This window comes from Paenibacillus sp. alder61 (genome assembly GCF_020179875.1).
In the GTDB taxonomy this organism is placed as follows: Bacteria; Bacillota; Bacilli; order Paenibacillales; family Paenibacillaceae; genus Fontibacillus; species Fontibacillus faecis.
Map to the genome: position 1 here is coordinate 16,741 of NZ_JAIUDG010000002.1, position 19,260 is coordinate 36,000.

Here is a 19,260-nt window from a genome sequence, read left to right on the forward strand (position 1 = left end):
GGGAGACCTGGGAGGGAAAGAGATGGAGGTACTGAAGCAGCTTAGCGGCTTCTACAGGACGAGGCTGAATTACTTGATTTTATCGATCGTGTGCCTGGCTGCGGCGACCGGACTTGGGCTGGTTTACCCGATGTTGCTGAGGAAGCTGATCGATGAAGTGATTGTACCGCGGAACTATGATGAAGTGCTTGGAGTCGCCTTGGCGGCTGTGGCGGTGGTTGCGGTGAAAGCCGGACTTCAGTTTTTACACGGTTTTTTTGGAGGCAGGCTGGGCAATTACCTGGCTTATCGGTTAAGAAACGCTTGTTATGAGAAATTGCAGTTTCTTTCGTTTCGCTATTACGACACCGCCAAGACCGGAGATTTAATGTCCCGGCTTACCGGGGATCTGGAGGCGATCCGCAACTTTGTCGGCTTCGGCTTTGCCCAATTGCTGAACCTGGTTTTAATGGTCACGTTCGGAGCGGCCGTCATGATGTCGATTCATTGGCAGCTTACCTTGATTACGATGGTGACGATTCCTTTTCTCGCGGCGGTCGCTTTGAAATTCGAAACTAAAATTCATCCGGCTTTCCAGGAAATGCGTCAGGCTTTAAGCTCCCTTACGACGGCGGTGCAGGAAAATATCACCGGGGTGCGCACCGTCAAGTCATTTGCCCGCGAGCCCTATGAGGTTGATAAGTTTTCCCGCCGAAACGAACGGTACAAGGAGAACCAGATTTTTACTTCGCAGCTGTGGAGCAAATTCTTCCCGGTGATGGAACTGCTGGCTTCGATCAGTGTGGCCGTGCTCCTCGCCGTCGGAGGAACGCTGGTGATTCGGGGCTCCATGTCCCTAGGCGACCTGGTCGCTTTTTTCAGCCTGATCTGGTTTATCATCGGCCCGATGTGGGGGCTTGGCTTTCATATCAACAACTATACGCAGTCGAAGGCTTCCGGGGAGCGGGTTCTGGAAATTTTGAACCAGCCCATCGACGTCAAAGACAAAGCGGAGGCCATCGCTCTCGATCCCGCGAAATTCAAAGGCGAGGTGGAGTTCGATCGGGTGACCTTTGCTTACGGGAATAAAATGCCGGCGGTTTCGGATATCCGCTTTAAGGCACCCCCGGGTTCGGTGATCGGCTTTCTGGGGGGAACGGGTTCGGGAAAATCGACCATCATTCAGCTTCTGATGCGGGCTTATGATGTGAATCGGGGACGCATCACCCTGGACGGGATGGATATCCGGGAGATCGGCGTGCAAAGCTTGCGACGTCAAATCGCTACGGTATTTCAGGAAACCTTTTTGTTCTCCTCCAGCATCCGCAACAATATCGCTTACGGGATGACGGAAGTTTCCATGGAGGAGATCGTCCGCGCAGCCCGGCTGGCCCAGGCCCATGATTTCATTATGGAACTGCCGGACGGGTACGACACGGTTGTGGGCGAGCGGGGGATGGGACTATCCGGCGGGCAGAAACAACGGATCGCCATCGCCCGGGCCTTGCTGAAAGATCCGAAAATTTTGATATTGGACGATGCCACCAGCGCGGTCGATATGGAAACGGAGCAAGAAATTCAGGCCGGATTTCAGGAGGTGATGCGCGGTCGCACTACTTTTATTATCGCTCATCGGATATCCTCGTTGCGCCATGCGGATGAAATTCTTGTACTGGACGAGGGACGCGTCGTACAGCGGGGAAGCCACCGCGACCTGATTGAGATGCCGGGGCCCTATCGGGACGTTTACCGCATTCAATATGCCGACCATTTAGCCAAATCATCCCGTGGTGAAGGGGGAACGCCAAGCCTATGAGTACGGAAACGTCAATTGCCGGAAAGAAGCCGGGTCCGGCGGGAAGCCGCAAAACGAGCATTCAGGACCGCTTTGTTTACAAGGATGACGAACTTATCGACAAAGCGTTCGACTGGAAGCAGTTCCGCCGTCTTTTTGCCTATATGAAACCGTACGCCAAACAGATGCTGCCTCTCGTCGGGCTGATGACGATCTTGGGAACGGTGACGAAGCTGACCGTGCCGTATTTGACCAGTCTCGCCATCGACAAGGCGATCGCGCCCGAAAACGGCCAAACCAGTTTAACGCTGTTGTACACTTTAACCTGCGCCGTGCTGGTGCTCTACGTGATTCAATGGGCCGCGGGGGTCTTCCGAATCCGCTTCACCAATATCATCGGGCAGAAAGTGATCTATGATTTGCGCTCCGACTTGTTCCGCCATATCCAGAAGCTGTCGTTCAACTTTTTTGACAAGCGGCCGGCGGGTTCGGTTCTGGTCCGGGTGACCAACGATGTCAACTCCCTGCAGGATCTCTTCACCAACGGGGTCGTCAACCTGATGATCGATTGCGTTCAGCTGGTTGGCATCGTCATTATTTTGCTTCTGATCAATTGGAAGCTCGGTCTTGCGGTGATGATTACGGTCCCCGTCATGTTTCTGATCTCCACCAAGCTGAGGCAGAAGATTCGCCTCGCCTGGCAGGAGGTCCGGATGAAGAACTCGCGGATCAACTCCCACCTGAACGAATCGATTCAGGGGATTCGGGTTACCCAGGCTTATACCCAGGAACGGGAAAACATCGAGTACTTCGACATCATGAACCTGGACAGCAAAAAATCATGGGACCGGGCTTCCGCGATGAACCAAGGCTTCGGTCCTTTGATCGAGGTGACCGGCGGGATCGGGACGTTCATTCTCTTTATGCTCGGGATTTATTTAATTCAATCTGGCGAGCTGACGATCGGTCTTTTGGTCGCTTTCAGCAACTATGTCGGCAATTTCTGGGACCCCATAAACAGGCTGGGCCAGATGTACAATCAATTGCTGGTCGCCATGGCTTCCTCGGAACGCATCTTCGAGTTTATGGACGAAGAACCCAATATCTCCGACAAACCGGATGCGGTGGTACTTCCGCCGATCCGGGGGGATATCGCTTTCCGGCGGGTGGTCTTCGAATACGAACCCGGTCGTCCCGCCCTGCGCGGCATCGATTTGACGGTTCGGCCGGGGCAATCCGTCGCGCTGGTAGGTCATACCGGCTCGGGTAAAAGTACGATCATCAATTTGCTCAGCCGGTTTTACGATCCGACGGGCGGAACCATTCTGATCGACGGATATGATATCCGGGATGTCACCGTGCATAGCCTGCGGAGCCAGATCGGCATCGTGCTGCAGGATACGTTTATTTTCTCGGGCAGCATCCGGGATAATATCCGGTTCGGCCGATTGGACGCTACGGATGAAGAAGTGGAGGCCGCCGCCAAAGCCGTTGATGCCCATGATTTTATCATGAAGCTACCGGACGGCTATAACACGGAGGTCGAGGAGCGCGGCAGCGCTTTGTCCATGGGCCAGCGTCAGCTGCTTTCATTCGCCCGGGCGCTGCTGGCCAATCCCCGAATCCTGATTCTGGATGAGGCGACGGCCAGCATCGATACTGAAACCGAGTTGAAAATTCAGGAAGCGCTTAAAGTCTTATTGAAAGGCCGAACCTCGTTTATCGTTGCCCACCGGCTTTCAACCATTCGCAGCGCCGATCATATCGTCGTTCTGGACCACGGACAAATTAAAGAGTCCGGCACGCATGAGGAACTGATGAAATCCGGCGGGATTTACAATGGATTGGTGGAAGCACAATTCCGATTTTTGTAACTTTTTGTCGAATTTCGCGATCAGTTTTCAACACCCTATTGCAATATTGGTCGTAAAATATCAAAATAGAGATAGATTCAAGTCTATTCAAGGGGGATATAGGAACGCATGTGGGGGGCTCCTCGATCAGAACGCGCCAAAAGTATCATGCTGCTTGGCGGCGGTGAGTTAGGCAAGGAGGTTGTCATTGAGGCGCAGCGTCTCGGCCTGAAGACAATCGTGGTTGACCGGTATGAGCATGCGCCGGCGATGGGAGTAGCCCATGAGTCTTACTGTATCGATATGCTGGACGAAGAAGCGTTGAAATCGCTGATCGTCCGCATCGCTCCGGATTTAATCGTTCCCGAAATTGAGGCGATTGCGACACGTGCGCTCGTCGAGCTGGAGCAAGATGGATTTCGCGTCATCCCGACGGCTCGCGCGGCTCGGTTGACGATGGACCGGGAAGGCATCCGGCGGCTTGCCGCCGAGGAACTGGGACTGCCGACCGCGGCGTACCGGTTTGCCGACAGCCTGGAGGAACTTGAATCCGCGGTGGCTGAAATCGGCCTGCCGTGCGTCATCAAACCGCTGATGAGTTCCTCCGGGAAAGGGCAGAGCGTATGCCGCAGGCAGGAGGAGGTAGCCAACTGCTGGAACGCGGCGCTGGAAGGCGCAAGGGCGAAGCAGATGCGCGTCATCGTGGAAGCCTTCGTCCCGTTCACAAGCGAAATCACCTTGTTGACGGTACGTTCTTCCACGGGAACGCTGTTCTGTCCGCCCATCGGCCATATCCAACGGGATGGGGATTATGTGGAGTCCTGGCAGCCGCATTTCATGACGGAAGCGCAGTTGGAGGAGGCTCAATCCATCGCTGCCACGATCACGGATGCGCTCGGAGGATACGGCTTGTTCGGTGTGGAGCTGTTTATTACACCGGATCGGATCGTATTCAGCGAGGTTTCGCCAAGGCCGCATGACACGGGGATGGTCACCATGGTGACGCAGGATTTGTCGGAATTCGCGCTGCATGCCCGCGCGATTCTCGGTCTGCCGATTCCTTCGGTGGAGCTTTTGACGCCCGGAGCTTCGGCTACTTTGAAATCCGACCGGGAAGGGAGAGATTTCCGGATCGGCGGTATCGAGGAGGCGTTAAGCCTGCTGCGTACGCAAGTTCGTATATTCGGCAAGCCGGATTCCAAGCCCGGCAGACGGATGGCCGTCGCGCTCAGCGCGGCCGAAGATGTTGAAACAGCCCGCAGCCGCGCGAAGCAAGCGGCAAGCTTATTAAAGGTGGTTTGGTCCAATTGAGTATTGAGGTTTGTGCTCCGACTTTGGTAATCCGTAAATGTTGCGGTGAAGATGCCCATCATATGCTTCCTTTGATGCGGCAGCTGCGCTATCCGACTACGCCGAGCGTGCTGAAGGAGCGCCTTTGCATGCTGGAGGAACATGAACAGCTCGTAAGTCTTGTCGCCGAGCTGGACGGTGTCGTGGTGGGCACCGTCTTTCTGAGACAGCACCAGACACACGATATGCCAAGACCCGTCACCCGCATTACCGCCCTGGTGGTTGACGAGAAGCACCGGGGGACCGGGATCGGCAAACGTCTGTTGCGGGAAGCCGAAAATTGGGGAAGAGAGCGGGGAAGTTCGCAGCTGCTCGTCTCCGTTGCCGGAGAGAACAATATGTCCTCGAAATCGTTTTACGAATATTCGGGCTTTTCCTGTATGGGCTACCGCCTGAGCAAGGAATTGAAATAGTCATGGAACGTCAAACGGAAGCGGCCGGGGGGATGCCCCCGAGCCGCTTCCGTTTTTGCTTCGCCAAGACTTGCCGTGGCTTTAGATCCCCGTTTTTTTTCGCACCGGGATCCAGATTTCGCTGCGATAATCGGGGGCCGTGGTGTCGGGATGCTCGTTCCAAAGGATCTCCGGTCCTTCAACGGCTTCGAAATCCGTGGAGGGGAACCATTCGGAATAGATGCGGCCCCAAACGTTTTGCAGGGTATCCGGAAAGGTGCCGACCGCTTCAAAGACGGCCCAGGTCAGGGAAGGCACCTCCAAGGCAGCGAGGTGGTTCGGCCCCTCCTGCGTTGTCGCGACCCCGATATAGTGGTCAAGCTGCCCCTGCTCGTTCAACCGGCCTTCCGAAAAATTCGCGGAAGCGCTGATGATTCCACGGGGGTCCGTATTGGACAGCCCCTTGAGCCGATCGATCGTTTCCGGATCCAAACTTTTCGCCATTTCGGCAATTTCCGGATTCACACCATGGAAGACGAGGTTCACTCTCTTTTTTAAGCCGACAATCCGAAAAGCTTCTTTCTCCACCAATCTGTAATTCATTTCGCTTCCTCCTTGAACGGTAAGTTGGAAGGTCATCCGCGGATAGGCTTTGAGCAAAGATCCTCGGGACTTGGCTTCCGAAGGGAGGATGCCGTGCATCGATTGAAAGGCTCTGGCAAACGAATCCGGGGAAGCGTAGCCGTACTTCATGGCGATGTCGATAATCCTCGCCTGGGAACTGCCAAGCTCCAATCCGGCGAGCGTCAGTCTTCTCCTGCGGATGTATTCCGATAGCGGGATTCCCGCCAGAAAGGAGAACATTCGCTTGAAGTGGTATTCCGAGCACAAGGCCAGCCGGGCCGCTTCCTGGTAATCGATTTCGCCGGTGAGCCGGTCCTCGATGTACCGCATCGCTTTGTTCATAGATTGAATTGCATCCATCAGGTCGACCTCCTTGGTTTTAGAATAACGGAAAAAACCTTGCCGCACCCGACGATCGGTGCACGGTTTTGCAGGATATGAAAAAAACCGTTAAGCCTCCATGCGGACGGTTAACGGTTATGTTCACGTTTAGTTGGCGATGTAGTAAGGATGCTGCTCCAGTGTGGTCGAGGCTCCCTGACGAATACAATAGTTACGCCGGTAGGTCTCCATCTCACCGCGAAAAACAAGTTTCAAAGAAGAACAGGTGTTTAAATCGTCGGGCGTCGTCAACCCCGCGGACTTATTGAGCAGCTTGACCCCGGCTTTCTGGAAAACGCTGCATACGAATTGGGAACAAAAGTAGGCGTTCTCTCCGCCCAGTTCCATATTCAACACAATGCCCAAAATGCCGAGAAAATTATATTTGTACATATCGCCGTTTTCTTCAAACTGCCGGACGTAGGCTCTCATTTTATTGTAGGTTTCCAGATCGACGGTGTAGCTGTATACCGCGCAGGTCGCCCGCTCGAAAACCCGGGAGCGGACATTCTCTTTCACGAAGCCGCCGAACATGGGGAGCAAGGGGTGTTTACGACCAAAGCTGTACATTTCCCGCAGCCCCGGATCGAACGCGATGGACGCGTGATTATACGGGGCTTTAGTATAAAAGCCGATCATTTTCGCAACAACAGTATTAGGATTGCTTAACAGAATATAAATCTGTTTCTCATTTTTCATATTAGGTTTCAACCGCCATTTAATTATTGGTTATGTAAAAAACAAGCAACGGGTTTTCCATTTGATATTAACATGGTACTGCCTTCGGGGGAATAGCAAAACCGACCGGAGGCGGAAATTATACTGGACCAAGGTCGTGGACCCGTCCGCCATCCCTTGCGGGGAGCGCATTTACAAATAACGGACGATGCGATAAAATCGGGGGGAAATTAGGGGGTACGCCTAAAGTGATAAAAGAGTAGAGGATGGTCTTCGATGTACAAAATGATTTTGGCGGATGACGAAGAGGACGTTAGGGAAGGCCTGCTGCAGTTGATAGATTGGGGAAGCCTCGGATTTCAGGTGATGGATACCGCCGAGAACGGCAAGGAAGCTGTAGAGTTGGTGGAGAAGCATTTGCCCGACATCGTGGTGACGGATATTCAGATGCCGTTTATGAACGGCCTTGAGCTTTCCGAATGGATCCGGGAGACCTATCCGGCCATGAAGATCATTATTCTTACCGGCTTTGAGGAATTCGAGTATGCGCAAAAAGCCATTCGTCTCGGCATCGACGAGTATGTGCTGAAGCCGTTTTCTTCCGCGGAACTCGCCGCGGTCCTCGGAAAGGTCAAGGCGCAGATCGATGAGGAGCGGGCGGAAAAGGAGAATGTGCAGCTGCTGACCGAGCATTATCGCAAAAATTTGCCGATACTGCAAAGCTTGTTTCTATCCAGCCTGGTCTCCCGGCGTCTGCCTAAGGCGGAGATTCGGGAAAAAAGCAAGTCATACGGCCTGAACCTGGACGGGCAAGGCTACCTGATTAGCGCACTGCGGATCGATTCCGTTCAACTGCCGGAAGAAGCGGTTCGAGAACCGGGGACCTCGCTGTCGCTCCGCGAAACCCAGGATACGCAGCTGCAGTTGTTTGCCGTACTGAATATCGCTTCGGAACTCGTCGGCAGAGATCATCCGGGGAATCAAGTGTTTATTCATCATGACGAAATCGTGCTGCTTCGTGTTTTTGACAGCGCTATCAGTCCGGACGACGAGGGGATCGCCGCGCGAACGCTGCAGCTGTTGGAAGAAATCCGCTTTAGTGTGGAACGTTTTTTGAAGCTTACGGTTACCATAGGCGTCGGCTCGATCAGAACCGATATCGGCGAAGTGTTTGCGTCATATCAGGAAGCGCAGCGGGCGCTGGATTACCGGTTGGTCTTGGGGAGCGGGAAGGTGATATGGATTCAAGATGTGGAAGCGAGGCAGCTCGTCCCTTTTACGTTCGATGAGGTGAAGGAAAAGGAGCTGATCCGCGTCCTTAAAGTCGGCAGCGACGAAGAATTGGAGGAGTTGCTGGAGAAGCTGTTCAGCGGCCTGCTGGACAGCCGTATCTCGTACCAGGATTATCAGGTATATCTCCTGATGATGTTCACGGCGATCGTGAAGGCGTCGCAGGAGGTGCACGCGGATATGGACAAGCTGTTCGGGGAGAGCTCGTTGTTTCTGGGACAGATGTCCAAGCTCAAGCACGCGGCCGAGGCGAAGGATTGGTTCACGAAAATATGCCTCACCTTAAAGCACTCGATTGCCAGCGAGCGGCAAACCAGCTACAACCGACTGGTTGAGGAAGCCAAAGCTTACATTCAAGCCCACTACGGTGAGAGCGACATTTCCATCGCCAAAGTATGCAAGCAGCTTCATATCAGTACGGGCTATTTCAGCGGTATTTTCAAAAAAGAGACGAAGACGACCTTCGTCAATTACTTGATGGGAGTCCGTATGGAGGCGGCCCGGCATCTGCTGCGAACGACCGATCTCAAATCGTTTGAAATCGCGGAACGGGTCGGCTTTGCCGATCCGAACTATTTCAGCTTCTGCTTCCGGAAGAAATTCGGTATCTCTCCGAAAGAGTACCGGAATGGAGCCGGCGGGCTATGAAGTGGACGCGGGCGATCGCCCGATTGCTCAAGGGCTTTCATTTTAGAAAGATTCAGGTGTTGATCTCGTTCTCATCGATTACGATAACGATTCTGGCCGTCGTTCTGGTCAGTTTTCTGCTGTTCAACCGATTTACCAAGGTGGCGGAAGAGAACGCCTATCTTAACCTTGGTCAAATCATCGAACAGGTCAACGCAAACCTGGAAATGTACGTGAGCGGGATGCAGGATATTTTTCAAGTCGCACAGGACAAAATGAGCGAAGCTTCCGACATCACGGATGAGCCGAAGCTGAAGGAGCAGCTCGAAACGCTGTTGGGAACGAGGCAGGACCTGGTGTCCATCGCGCTCTTTACGACAGAGGGCGAGCTCGTGCGGGGCGTGCCGGCATACCCGATGCGGCGGAATACCCGGCTGACCGAACAATCCTGGTTCGAATCCGCACTCCGCAATCCGGAAGAACTGCAGTTTTCGCCGCCGCATATTCAGAACCTGTTTAAGTCCGAATATCGCTGGGTGGTGTCCATGAGCCGGCTGATCACTTACCGGGACAACTCCCGGGATCAAGAAGGCGTGCTTGTAATGGACATCAACTTTCGAACGATCGATGAACTGAGCCAGCGGGTCAGCCTGGGTAAAAAAGGATATGTTTATATCATCGACAGCGTCGGCAACATCGTCTATCACCCGCAGCAGCAGCTCATTTACGCCGGGTTGAAATATGAGAATATCGAGCCGGTGCTGAACTACGCCTATGGAAGCTATGTGGATGAAACGGAGGGCGAACAGCGGCTGATCACGATTCAAACGGTAAAACCGGCCGGCTGGAAAATCGTCGGCGTCGCCTATGCCGAAGAATTTCTCACGACGCGAAAAGAGCTGGGCGGCTTTTTGTACGGCTTTCTTTTGGCGGCCATCGCGGTTATTCTGGTTATCAACCTGTACGTTTCCGCGCGGATTTCGCAGCCGATTCGGCGGCTGGAGCGCTCCGTCAAAATGGTGGAAAAAGGGGATTTCGGCACCAGCGTGCATGTCGGCGGGGCGTACGAGGTGGAGCAGCTTTCCAAGCGGTTCAATCTTATGCTGCGCCGGATCCGGGAGCTGATGGACCAGATTATCCGCGAACAGGAAGCAAAAAGGAAGAGCGAGCTGGATGTGCTGCAGTCCCAGATCAATCCCCACTTCCTCTACAATACGCTGAATTCGGTAACCCGAATGGCGGAGCTTGGGCGGACGGAAGAAGTGGTGACGACGATCACATCGCTGTCCCGGTTTTTCCGCATCAGCCTGAGCAAGGGGGATCACATCATCACCGTTCGGGACGAACTGGAGCATATCCGGCACTACCTCATTATCCAGACGATCCGGTTCAAGAACAAATTCACCTATGAAATTCACGCTGAGGAGGGGACGCTGGATTGCCTCACCCTGAAGCTGATTTTGCAGCCGCTGGTGGAGAACGCGATTCATCACGGGATCGAAAAATCGGCCGAAGCCGGGTTTATCGGAGTATATGCCCGGTTTGCCGAGGATCATCTCGAGCTGATCGTCAAGGACAACGGGATCGGGATGACGGAGGAAACCCTGGGCAAACTCCTGTCCGGCGGCCTCCGGAGCGAGAAAGGTTCCGGCGTCGGCGTGACCAACGTCCAGGAGCGCGTCAGCCTCTATTATGGCAAACCGTACGGCCTGTATTTCGAGAGCGAGCCGGAAGAGGGGACAAGCGTTACAATCAAGCTGCCGATCGTGAGGGCCGAAAATCCGGAAAATCCGGAAAATCCGGAAAATACGGATAAGCCGGGAAAAGGAGGGGAGAACGGATGAAGCTTGGCTTGAATACGGCAAAGGGCGTATTGCTCGGTTTGCTGCTGCTGCCGTTGTCGGCTTCCTGCGCTCCCGACGGTAACGGCCCGATGGACGAGCGGCCGATGAGGGTCGATATGATCGTGAAAATGGACCGAGGCGACTACTGGAACACGATCCGCATGGGCGCGGAGGTGGCGGCCAAAGAATTCAACGTCAAGCTGAACTTTATCGCCCCGGATAACGAGAACGACTATAAAGAGCAGATCCGGTTGATGGAGGAATCGATCAAGCGCAAGCCGGATGCGATCGTGCTGGCGGCAAGCGATTACGAGGCGTTGGGGCAGGTTACCGACAGGACCTCTTACGCCGATATTCCGGTCGTTTCGATGGATTCCGAGGTGGCTTCCACCAAGGTGAAAACCTATGTCGGCACCAACAATTACGAAGCCGGACAGAAGGCGGCCCAGCGTTTGGTCGAACTGACCGGAAAAGAAAGCGAAATCGCCATCGTTAACTTTGTGAAAGGCGCCCGGAATGCGGATCAGCGGGAGGAAGGTTTTTTGGATTACGTAGCCCGGTTTCCCGGGATCTCGGTCGTGGACATCCAATATTGCGGCTCGGACGAGGAGCTGGCCTATCGGCTGACCCGGCGGATTCTCGAGAAGCATCCGGGGCTGGACGGACTGGTTTCATTGAGCGCGGAATCCTCCATCGGCGCGGGTCGCGCGGTGGTCGAACTCGGCTTAGGCGGAACATTAAAGCTGATCGCGTTTGACAATCCGCCGGAGATGCTGGAATTGCTTCAGGAGGAGACCGTTCACGCGATGGTGGTGCAAAACCCGTTCAACAACGGCTATATGGCGGTTAACGCCGCGGTAAAGGCGGCCCGGGGCGAACGGCTGGAGGACCGCATTCCGACCGACACCAAGCTGATCGACCTCGACAATATGCTGTGGCCGGAAAATCAGAAGCTGCTGTTCCCCTTCGTGAAATAAGCATTCGTGAAATAAGATTAGAAGAAATTCGGCGGATAACGCCTTTTTTCGGTGTCCTGTTGTTCGAAGCGACTCCCCGTAACCGGGGAGTATTTTTTTTGCGCCGGGGTAAATTACAGGAGAACCTATTTTTTATATCCATAGAAAGGGAGGGAGACGGATGAGTGAAAAAGATATGCTGCATACCGGTACGGTGGACACGACCCGGGTATTGGAAGATTTGTGGTGCGTTCGAACGCTGATGGTCAATGTCGGCTTCGCGGGCCGTCCGGATCGCGGGGACTGGATTATGATCGACACGGGGCTCGGCCCTTTCCGAAACGCCTTGATCGGGGAGGCGGATCGGTTGTTCGGCCGGCCGCCGCAGGCGATCGTGCTGACGCACGGACACTTCGATCATGTCGGCAACGTCAGGGAGCTGGCCGATTTATGGGGGATTCCGGTCTATGCTCACGTGCTGGAGTTCCCCTATCTTACCGGTTTGGAAGACTATCCGGAAGGGGATCCCACGGTGGGAGGCGGTCTGATGGCGGGCGTCGCGCCGGCGTATCCCAACCGGGCGATCGATCTCAAGGACCGGCTGCTGCCATTGCCGGAGGACGGCCGGGTTCCGGGCGCTCCCGAATGGCGCTGGATTCCGACGCCGGGACACAGCCCGGGGCATGTATCCTTGTTCCGGGAACGGGATAAGGCGATGCTTGCCGGCGATGCGTTCATCACCGTCAAGCAGGAATCCGCCTTGGCCGTCATGAAACAGGAGCGGGAGCTGCACGGGCCGCCGATGTACTTCACGCCGGATTGGGAACATGCGAAGGAATCGGTGCGGAAGCTTGCGGCTCTATTCCCGGAAGTAGCCTTGACGGGACATGGCCAGCCGATGAGCGGGCGGGATTTGCAGTTCGGGTTGAATCGGCTCGCCGAGCATTTCGATGAGCTGGCGGTGCCCGAACAGGGAAGATATGTGAACGATAACGAGAAGGCCTAGGGAAATCCCGGCCTTCTTTTTTTAGGATTTAATCTCATGAGAATTTTAATAGAACATCTGAGGATTTTAGATTCGCAAGCGCGGGGAAACCAGGCATAATGAAAACGTATCCAAAAGGATAAATAAAGATAACTCAAATCAGTTCAGGAGGTCATTTATATGAAAAAAATCGGATCTGCACTATTGGCTGCGGCACTCCTCGGAGGAGTACTTGCCGGTTGCTCCGCCGGTGGCGGAGGCAAAGAAAGCGGCGGTAACGGAGCCGTGGAACCGAAAGTCGGCGTAGCGATCTATAAATTTGACGACACCTTTATGACCGGCGTGCGCAACTCGATCGAGAAGAACGCAAGCGGCATCGCCAAGGTGGATATCGTCGACAGCCAAAACTCCCAGCCTACCCAGAACGATAAAATCGACTTGTTCCTGACGAAGAAGACGAATGCCCTGATCGTTAACCCGGTGGACAGAACGGCCGCAGGCGTCATTATCGATAAAGCGAAAGCCAAGGAAACCCCGGTGGTTTTCCTCAACCGCGAACCGCTGCCGGAAGATATGAAGAAGTGGGATAAAGTCTACTACGTCGGTGCGAAAGCCGAAGAATCCGGCACGCTTTCCGGCCAAATCGTCGTCGATTACTGGAAAGCCAATCCGAAGGCGGATAAGAACGGCGACGGCGTTCTCCAATACGTCATGCTGAAAGGCGAGCCTGGGCACCAAGACGCCGAGCTGCGGACCCAGTATTCGATTCAGGCGGTGGAAGACGCCGGGATCAAGGTCGAGAAAGTGGCCGAAGACACGGCGATGTGGGACCGCGTCAAAGGCCAAGAGAAAATGGCCGCTTTCCTGGCCGCGAACGGCGACAAAATCGAAGCCGTCTTTGCCAACAACGACGATATGGCTCTCGGCGCGATCGAAGCTCTGAAAGCCGCGGGTTATTTCACAGGCGACAAGTATATGCCGGTTGTGGGCGTTGATGCCACCGCTCCGGCGCTGCAAGCTCTCGAGCAAGGCACGATGCTCGGCACCGTTCTCAACGACGCCGAAAACCAAGGCAAAGCTGCGGTCACCCTGGCTTCCCTGCTGGCCAAAGGCGGCGAAGTGAACAAGGACAGCGTAGGTTTCGAGATTACCGACAATCAATACGTGTGGATTCCGTACCAAAAAGTAACGAAAGAAAACGCAGCGCAATTTAAGTAAACCGCTGCGGCTGCAGCAGGACTTCTCATCATTATCGGAAATGGGAGGTTCGGGCCTGACGGTGCGAGCCTCCTTTTTTTTGAGATCGGCGAATGTAAGGATAGCGGTTATGGAGGAAACGCTTGCTGTGCCTCTGCAGGTATAGAAAAGAATAGGGGGCGTTGAGAATGACAGCTTCGAAATATGCATTGGAAATGAAGGAGATCTCCAAGGAATTCCCCGGCGTCAAGGCGCTGGATGGAGTGACGCTGCAAGTACGGCCCGGAACGGTCCATGCCCTGATGGGCGAGAACGGGGCGGGTAAATCGACATTGATGAAATGCCTGTTCGGGATTTATAAACCCGACGGGGGCGAAATTTATTTGGACGGGCAAAAAGCCGATATCAACAACTCCAGCGATGCGCTTCGTCTCGGAGTCTCCATGATTCACCAGGAATTGCACCCGGTGCCGTTCCGCAATGTGATGGAAAATATATGGCTCGGCCGGTTCCCGATGAAAGGCGCGGGTCCCTTCAAAATTGTGGACCATAAGAAAATGTACCGGGACACGGAAGAGCTGTTTAAACAATTAGATTTGGATTTAGACCCGGATACGCTGGTCGGACAATTGTCGGTTTCCAAGATCCAGTCGATCGAAATCGCGAAAGCGGTTTCCTTTCATTCGCGGATCATCGTAATGGATGAACCGACGTCCTCCTTGACGAGTGTGGAAGTGGAGCATCTGTTCCGGATTATTAACGATCTGAAAAGACGCGGCGTCGCCATTATTTATATCTCCCACAAGATGGAGGAAATATTGCGGATATCCGATGATGTCACCATCATGCGCGACGGGAAGAAGATCGGGACCTGGCCGGCTATGGAAATGACCACGGATCTGATCATCTCGAAAATGGTGGGGCGGGACCTGACCCAGCGTTTCCCGGATCGTCACAATACGCCGAACGGCGTCATTCTGAAGGTCGAAGGTTTGACCTCCCCCGATCCGAAGTCGTTTAAAAATGTGTCCTTCGAGCTCCGTAAAGGCGAGATTCTCGGGGTGGGCGGACTGGTCGGCGCACAGCGGACCGAGCTGATCGAGGCGCTGTTCGGCCTCCGTGAAATCAAAAGCGGGACGATTTCGATCAACGGCAAAGAAGTGAAGATCCGCAGCGCCGGAGACGCCAAACGTCACGGGCTTGCCCTGCTGACGGAGGAACGGCGAACGACGGGGATTTTCCCGGTATTGTCCGTTCACGAAAATGCGGCGATCGCCAATATGAGCCGCTACGTCAAACCGTACGGGTTGCTGGATGAACGGCGCAAAAAAGAAGAGGTCGACAAGATGGTCGCCAAGCTGCGGACCAAAACACCCACCACGAAAACGTTGATTATGAATTTGTCGGGAGGGAATCAGCAGAAAGTGCTGCTCGCACGCTGGCTGTTGACCGAACCGGAGATCCTCCTGCTGGACGAACCGACGCGGGGGATCGACGTAGGCGCCAAGTATGAGATATATTCCATCATTGCGGATTTGGCGCAGCAGGGCAAAAGCATCATTATGATTTCCTCCGAAATGCCGGAACTGTTAGGTATGTCGGACCGGGTGATGGTCATGTCCGAAGGCCGCTTGACGGGAATATTGGAAGGCAGCAAAGCGTCGGAAGAAGAAATCATGCGTTTGGCGGCCCAGCACTAAGGCCATTCAAGGAGGAGAAACTCATGCAAACGAAAAAAATACAGCATTTTGTAACCCAAAACGCCATCTATATTGTATTAGCCGTGTTGGTGATCGGCATCGCCGTCTACGATCCCAGCTTTATAGGCGTCAATACGCTGCGCGATATTTTGATTCAGTCGTCAACCCGGGTCATTATCGCCCTCGGCGTGGCTTTCATCCTGATTACCGGCGGCACGGACTTGTCGGCCGGACGAATGGTCGGCTTGACCGCGGTTATTTCCGCCTCCTTGCTGCAGGTGGAGAATTACCCGCGCCGGTTCTTTCCGGATCTGCCGCATCTTCCGCTGCTCGTACCGATTGCGATCGCCATCGTGGTCGGTCTGATCTTCGGTCTGATCAACGGGCTGATCGTCGCCAAATTTAAAGTACCGCCTTTTATCGCCACTCTGGGTACCATGGTTGCGATTTACGGGATCAACTCGCTGTACTTCGATACCGAACCGAACCAATCCCAGCCGATCGGCGGCTTGCGGGACGATTTCACAACGCTGGGCTCCGGCAGCATCGGCAGCGGCGAATTCTCGCTTCCGTATATCGTTCTGATCGCGGTCGCCGTCTGCTATATCGTCTGGGTGATGTTTAATAAAACCCGGCTCGGCAAAAATATGTACGCCATCGGCGGCAACGAACAGGCCGCAAAGGTATCCGGTATTAATGTCACCAAAAATTTGATTTATATTTACTCGATCGCCGGCGCGTTGTACGGGTTGGCCGGGGTGCTCGAAGCGGCCAGAACCGGCGGCGCCACCAACAACTACGGGAATATGTACGAGCTTGACGCGATCGCCGCCTGCGTGGTCGGAGGCGTGTCCACCACGGGCGGCATCGGTACCGTACCGGGCGTCATGGCCGGGGTACTTATTTTCACCGTTATTAACTACGGTTTGACCTTCGTCGGGGTCGGCCCGTATTGGCAGCAGATTATCAAAGGGGCGATCATCGTGGCCGCCGTTGCGTTTGATATGAGAAAATACGCCTCCAGAAAATAATTCGGTTTTACGGAGAATAACGCCTCGAAGCGAATGAACCGCTTCGGGGCGTTCTTTTTTTTACCTCCGTCAAAAACTTTCATTTTTCCATAAATTTCGTATGCACCCGGCAAATTCCCGTGCTAAAATGTGTTAAGGAAACCAATTCATGTACAAAAATCGTTAAACGCTGGGGGGAGACAAGTTGAAAAAGATAAGCCGGAAAAGGGTCGGAACGAGCTTCTTATTCTCTGTCTTGGCAGGTGTGTTGCTGTTCTCTCCCGTGGACCATCGTGCGAAAGCCGAGGCTCCGTCGAAGACGGCGATTGCGGCCGTGTATGCCAAAATTCAGACGGAACGCGCTTCGGAGGTCGTGAAGCTGGTGAACAAAGAACGGAAGGCAGCCGGGTTAAAGCCGCTGGCCGTACATACCAATCTTTCAAAAATGGCCAAGATCAAGGCGATGGACCTGTTCAACAACGATTATTTTGACCACACTTCACCCGTATACGGGTCACCGTTCGACATGATGGATACGTTTAATATTACTTATCGCTATGCGGGCGAGAATATCGCCATGGGACAAACCTCCGCCAAGGAAGTGGTCAGAGACTGGATGAACAGCCCCGGTCACAAGGCGAATATTCTGAACGCTCATTATAAGATGATCGGCGTCGGATATTATAACGGTTACTGGGTGCAGGAGTTTATCGGAAAGTAGTTGTATTGAAGGCGCTTCCATAACCAAAGGAGGTAAAGCGATGAAGAAAATCATCAATCGACCCGAGGATGTTGTTGCGGAAATGTGCAGAGGGATGGCGCTGGCGCATCCTGAGCTTGAATTCGTAAAGAAACATAAGATCATCAAGAGGAAGCGTATCGATGAGAACAAAGTGAGTTTGATCAGCGGCGGCGGAAGCGGCCACGAACCCGCCCATGCGGGGTTTGTCGGAAAAGGAATGCTGGATGCGGCCGTTTGCGGCGATGTCTTCGCTTCGCCTTCCCAAATCCAGGTCTATCAAGCCATAAAGGCAACTGCCGGCAGAAAAGGAGCCCTGCTGATCATCAAAAATTACAGCGGGGATATGATGAATTTCAAAAACGCGGCATTTTTGGCACGGGAAGACGGAATCGAGGTGGAGTACGTTCGGGTTGAGGATGATATCGCCGTCCAAGACAGCCTGTATACCGTTGGAAGACGGGGGGTTGCGGGGACGGTACTCGTTCACAAAATCGCCGGGGCCGCCGCGGAAGAAGGGCGGAGCTTGCGGGAGGTCAAGGCGGTTGCCGAGAAGGCGGCCTCCAGTGTCCGCAGCATCGGTTTTGCCCTGACTTCCTGTACGGTTCCGGCAAAAGGGACGCCGACGTTTGAAATCGCCGCGGATGAGATGGAATATGGCGTCGGCATCCATGGAGAGCCGGGCATCCGGCGCGAAAAAGCCGCATCGGCCGACGAGCTTGCCGGAAGGATGGTTCATGCTCTTTTGGAGGATTTGAAGATCGGCGGAGGGGAAGGCCGGGAAATCGCTTTGCTGATCAACGGATTTGGGGCTACTCCCTTGCAGGAGTTGTATGTTCTGAATCATGCGGTAACCAGGGAACTGGTCAAGAGATCCGAACTACAAATATGCAGGACATTCGTCGGCAACTATATGACCAGCATCGATATGGCGGGAGCATCCGTCTCGATCATGAAATTGGACGACGAATTAAAGAAACTGTTGTTTGCGGAGAGCGATACACCGGCATTTAAGATAACCGGCACCGAAGCGGCTTCCGATTATCGGGAGATCCTTGAGGAGCAGGAGGGCGAAGGGCAAGAAGTATCCTTCACAACGGAAACCCCGGAGGAATACGGGCTGATTCGCGACAACGAGCTCCATCTGCGTAATATGATCTATTTAGTCGACAAAATGAGTGAAATCATCATTAAAAATGAGGTGCCTTTCTGTGAGCTCGATGCCCATGCCGGAGACGGGGATTTCGGCATGAGCGTCGCCAAAGGCTTCAAACAGTTGAAGCGTGAGTGGAAAGAGATTATCTCCGGTCATGGGGAACATATCGGCGATTTTCTTGAGGCGTGCTCCTTGGTCATTATGGAACATTGCGGAGGAGCCTCCGGCCCGATTTGGGGCTCGGCCTTCCGGGCGGCCGGGAAAGCGGCGGGCAGGAAGACCCGGCTTAATGTGGCCGACATGAGCGGCCTGCTGCAGGCGGCCGTTCGCGGAATTCAGGCTACGGGGGAACGTTCCTTCGGACGCGGAGCCGTCGTCGGGGATAAAACGCTGATCGATGCCCTCGTCCCGTGCGCGGACTCCTGGATGGCCAGCGCGAAGGCGGGGGACGACATGCGGACCGCCTTCCGGAAAGGGGCGGAAGCGGCTGAGGATGGCGCGAGAAGAACTGCGGATTTCGTCGCCCGGATGGGACGTGCGGGAAATGTCGGTGAGCGCAGCCTTGGTTATCCCGATGCGGGCGCTTACGCGTTGGGGGTAATTTTCAAAGCGCTCTCGGAAAGTTTGAGATAAGGGCGAATCAGAGCAGAAAACGGACGGGTCGATCCCGTCCGGCTAACCGGACCTTGCTTGCGGGTGCAGGC

The 19,260-nt window shown here is 54.3% G+C and carries 15 protein-coding genes; 13 read left to right on the forward strand and 2 right to left on the reverse strand.

Going from position 1 to position 19,260, the window contains the following annotated elements:
* The first annotated feature begins 22 nt into the window (after positions 1-22).
* From LBW89_RS02015 to LBW89_RS02030, 4 genes are all read left to right on the forward strand, one after another.
* Positions 23-1,795 (forward strand): ABC transporter ATP-binding protein, encoded by a 1,773-nt coding sequence (locus LBW89_RS02015; RefSeq protein WP_225038321.1) that lies wholly within the window; start codon positions 23-25, stop codon positions 1,793-1,795.
* Positions 1,792-3,648 carry an ABC transporter ATP-binding protein gene (locus tag LBW89_RS02020; RefSeq protein ID WP_225038322.1) on the forward strand — a complete coding sequence of 619 codons (1,857 nt, stop codon included), beginning with the start codon at positions 1,792-1,794 and terminating at the stop codon, positions 3,646-3,648. Before LBW89_RS02015 ends, LBW89_RS02020 begins: the two co-directional genes overlap by 4 nt.
* 108 nt (positions 3,649-3,756) lie before the next feature.
* Entirely contained in the window at positions 3,757-4,938 is a 1,182-nt protein-coding gene (gene purT / locus LBW89_RS02025; protein ID WP_225038323.1) for a formate-dependent phosphoribosylglycinamide formyltransferase, read from the forward strand.
* A gap of 62 nt (positions 4,939-5,000) precedes the next feature.
* The gene (locus LBW89_RS02030; protein WP_148452027.1) at positions 5,001-5,390 is read left to right on the forward strand and encodes a GNAT family N-acetyltransferase; all 390 of its coding nucleotides are present in this window, start codon (positions 5,001-5,003) and stop codon (positions 5,388-5,390) included.
* An 81-nt stretch (positions 5,391-5,471) separates the two neighbouring features.
* Here the strand turns inward: LBW89_RS02030 and LBW89_RS02035 are convergent, their stop codons facing one another.
* Together LBW89_RS02035 and LBW89_RS02040 are read right to left on the reverse strand one after the other, a co-directional pair.
* Positions 5,472-6,353 (reverse strand): AraC family transcriptional regulator, encoded by an 882-nt coding sequence (locus LBW89_RS02035; protein ID WP_225038324.1) that lies wholly within the window; start codon positions 6,351-6,353, stop codon positions 5,472-5,474.
* 129 nt (positions 6,354-6,482) lie between these two features.
* Positions 6,483-7,073, reverse strand: a complete 591-nt coding sequence (locus tag LBW89_RS02040; protein ID WP_148452031.1) for a hypothetical protein — start codon at positions 7,071-7,073, stop codon at positions 6,483-6,485.
* A 255-nt stretch (positions 7,074-7,328) separates the two neighbouring features.
* Between LBW89_RS02040 and LBW89_RS02045 the strand changes: the two genes are divergently transcribed.
* The 9 genes from LBW89_RS02045 to dhaK all read left to right on the forward strand — a co-directional run bounded on the left by LBW89_RS02045 (position 7,329) and on the right by dhaK (position 19,189).
* Entirely contained in the window at positions 7,329-8,990 is a 1,662-nt protein-coding gene (locus LBW89_RS02045; protein WP_225038325.1) for a response regulator, read from the forward strand.
* Positions 8,987-10,813 (forward strand): sensor histidine kinase, encoded by a 1,827-nt coding sequence (locus LBW89_RS02050; RefSeq protein ID WP_225038326.1) that lies wholly within the window; start codon positions 8,987-8,989, stop codon positions 10,811-10,813. The genes LBW89_RS02045 and LBW89_RS02050 overlap by 4 nt, the downstream gene beginning before the upstream one ends.
* Complete coding sequence (locus LBW89_RS02055; protein ID WP_225038327.1) at positions 10,810-11,790, forward strand: substrate-binding domain-containing protein; 981 nt, start codon at positions 10,810-10,812, stop codon at positions 11,788-11,790. Before LBW89_RS02050 ends, LBW89_RS02055 begins: the two co-directional genes overlap by 4 nt.
* Before the next feature lie 160 nt (positions 11,791-11,950).
* A complete protein-coding gene (locus tag LBW89_RS02060; RefSeq protein ID WP_225038328.1) occupies positions 11,951-12,775 on the forward strand; it encodes an MBL fold metallo-hydrolase in 825 nt (274 codons plus the stop codon).
* A 159-nt stretch (positions 12,776-12,934) separates the two neighbouring features.
* Positions 12,935-13,972 (forward strand): galactose ABC transporter substrate-binding protein, encoded by a 1,038-nt coding sequence (locus tag LBW89_RS02065; RefSeq protein WP_225038329.1) that lies wholly within the window; start codon positions 12,935-12,937, stop codon positions 13,970-13,972.
* 167 nt (positions 13,973-14,139) lie between these two features.
* Positions 14,140-15,651, forward strand: a complete 1,512-nt coding sequence (locus LBW89_RS02070) for a sugar ABC transporter ATP-binding protein (protein WP_213504330.1) — start codon at positions 14,140-14,142, stop codon at positions 15,649-15,651.
* 23 nt (positions 15,652-15,674) lie between these two features.
* A complete protein-coding gene (mglC, locus tag LBW89_RS02075; protein WP_148452043.1) occupies positions 15,675-16,682 on the forward strand; it encodes a galactose/methyl galactoside ABC transporter permease MglC in 1,008 nt (335 codons plus the stop codon).
* Between the two features lie 184 nt (positions 16,683-16,866).
* On the forward strand, positions 16,867-17,382 hold the full coding sequence (locus tag LBW89_RS02080) for a CAP domain-containing protein (protein WP_318249337.1): 516 nt from the start codon (positions 16,867-16,869) through the stop codon (positions 17,380-17,382).
* A gap of 40 nt (positions 17,383-17,422) precedes the next feature.
* Complete coding sequence (gene dhaK, locus LBW89_RS02085) at positions 17,423-19,189, forward strand: dihydroxyacetone kinase subunit DhaK (protein WP_225038330.1); 1,767 nt, start codon at positions 17,423-17,425, stop codon at positions 19,187-19,189.
* Positions 19,190-19,260: the final 71 nt, after the last annotated feature.

Excerpts from the sequence above, each read along its gene's own strand:
- LBW89_RS02015 (WP_225038321.1), top strand. The coding sequence starts at position 23 with ATGGAGGTACTGAAGCAGCTTAGCGGCTTCTACAGGACGAGGCTGAAT.
- LBW89_RS02020 (WP_225038322.1), top strand. The coding sequence starts at position 1,792 with ATGAGTACGGAAACGTCAATTGCCGGAAAGAAGCCGGGTCCGGCGGGA.
- purT (WP_225038323.1), top strand. The coding sequence starts at position 3,757 with ATGTGGGGGGCTCCTCGATCAGAACGCGCCAAAAGTATCATGCTGCTT.
- LBW89_RS02030 (WP_148452027.1), top strand. The coding sequence starts at position 5,001 with ATGCTTCCTTTGATGCGGCAGCTGCGCTATCCGACTACGCCGAGCGTG.
- LBW89_RS02035 (WP_225038324.1), bottom strand. The coding sequence starts at position 6,353 with ATGGATGCAATTCAATCTATGAACAAAGCGATGCGGTACATCGAGGAC.
- LBW89_RS02040 (WP_148452031.1), bottom strand. The coding sequence starts at position 7,073 with ATGAAAAATGAGAAACAGATTTATATTCTGTTAAGCAATCCTAATACT.
- LBW89_RS02045 (WP_225038325.1), top strand. The coding sequence starts at position 7,329 with ATGTACAAAATGATTTTGGCGGATGACGAAGAGGACGTTAGGGAAGGC.
- LBW89_RS02050 (WP_225038326.1), top strand. The coding sequence starts at position 8,987 with ATGAAGTGGACGCGGGCGATCGCCCGATTGCTCAAGGGCTTTCATTTT.
- LBW89_RS02055 (WP_225038327.1), top strand. The coding sequence starts at position 10,810 with ATGAAGCTTGGCTTGAATACGGCAAAGGGCGTATTGCTCGGTTTGCTG.
- LBW89_RS02060 (WP_225038328.1), top strand. The coding sequence starts at position 11,951 with ATGAGTGAAAAAGATATGCTGCATACCGGTACGGTGGACACGACCCGG.
- LBW89_RS02065 (WP_225038329.1), top strand. The coding sequence starts at position 12,935 with ATGAAAAAAATCGGATCTGCACTATTGGCTGCGGCACTCCTCGGAGGA.
- LBW89_RS02070 (WP_213504330.1), top strand. The coding sequence starts at position 14,140 with ATGACAGCTTCGAAATATGCATTGGAAATGAAGGAGATCTCCAAGGAA.
- mglC (WP_148452043.1), top strand. The coding sequence starts at position 15,675 with ATGCAAACGAAAAAAATACAGCATTTTGTAACCCAAAACGCCATCTAT.
- dhaK (WP_225038330.1), top strand. The coding sequence starts at position 17,423 with ATGAAGAAAATCATCAATCGACCCGAGGATGTTGTTGCGGAAATGTGC.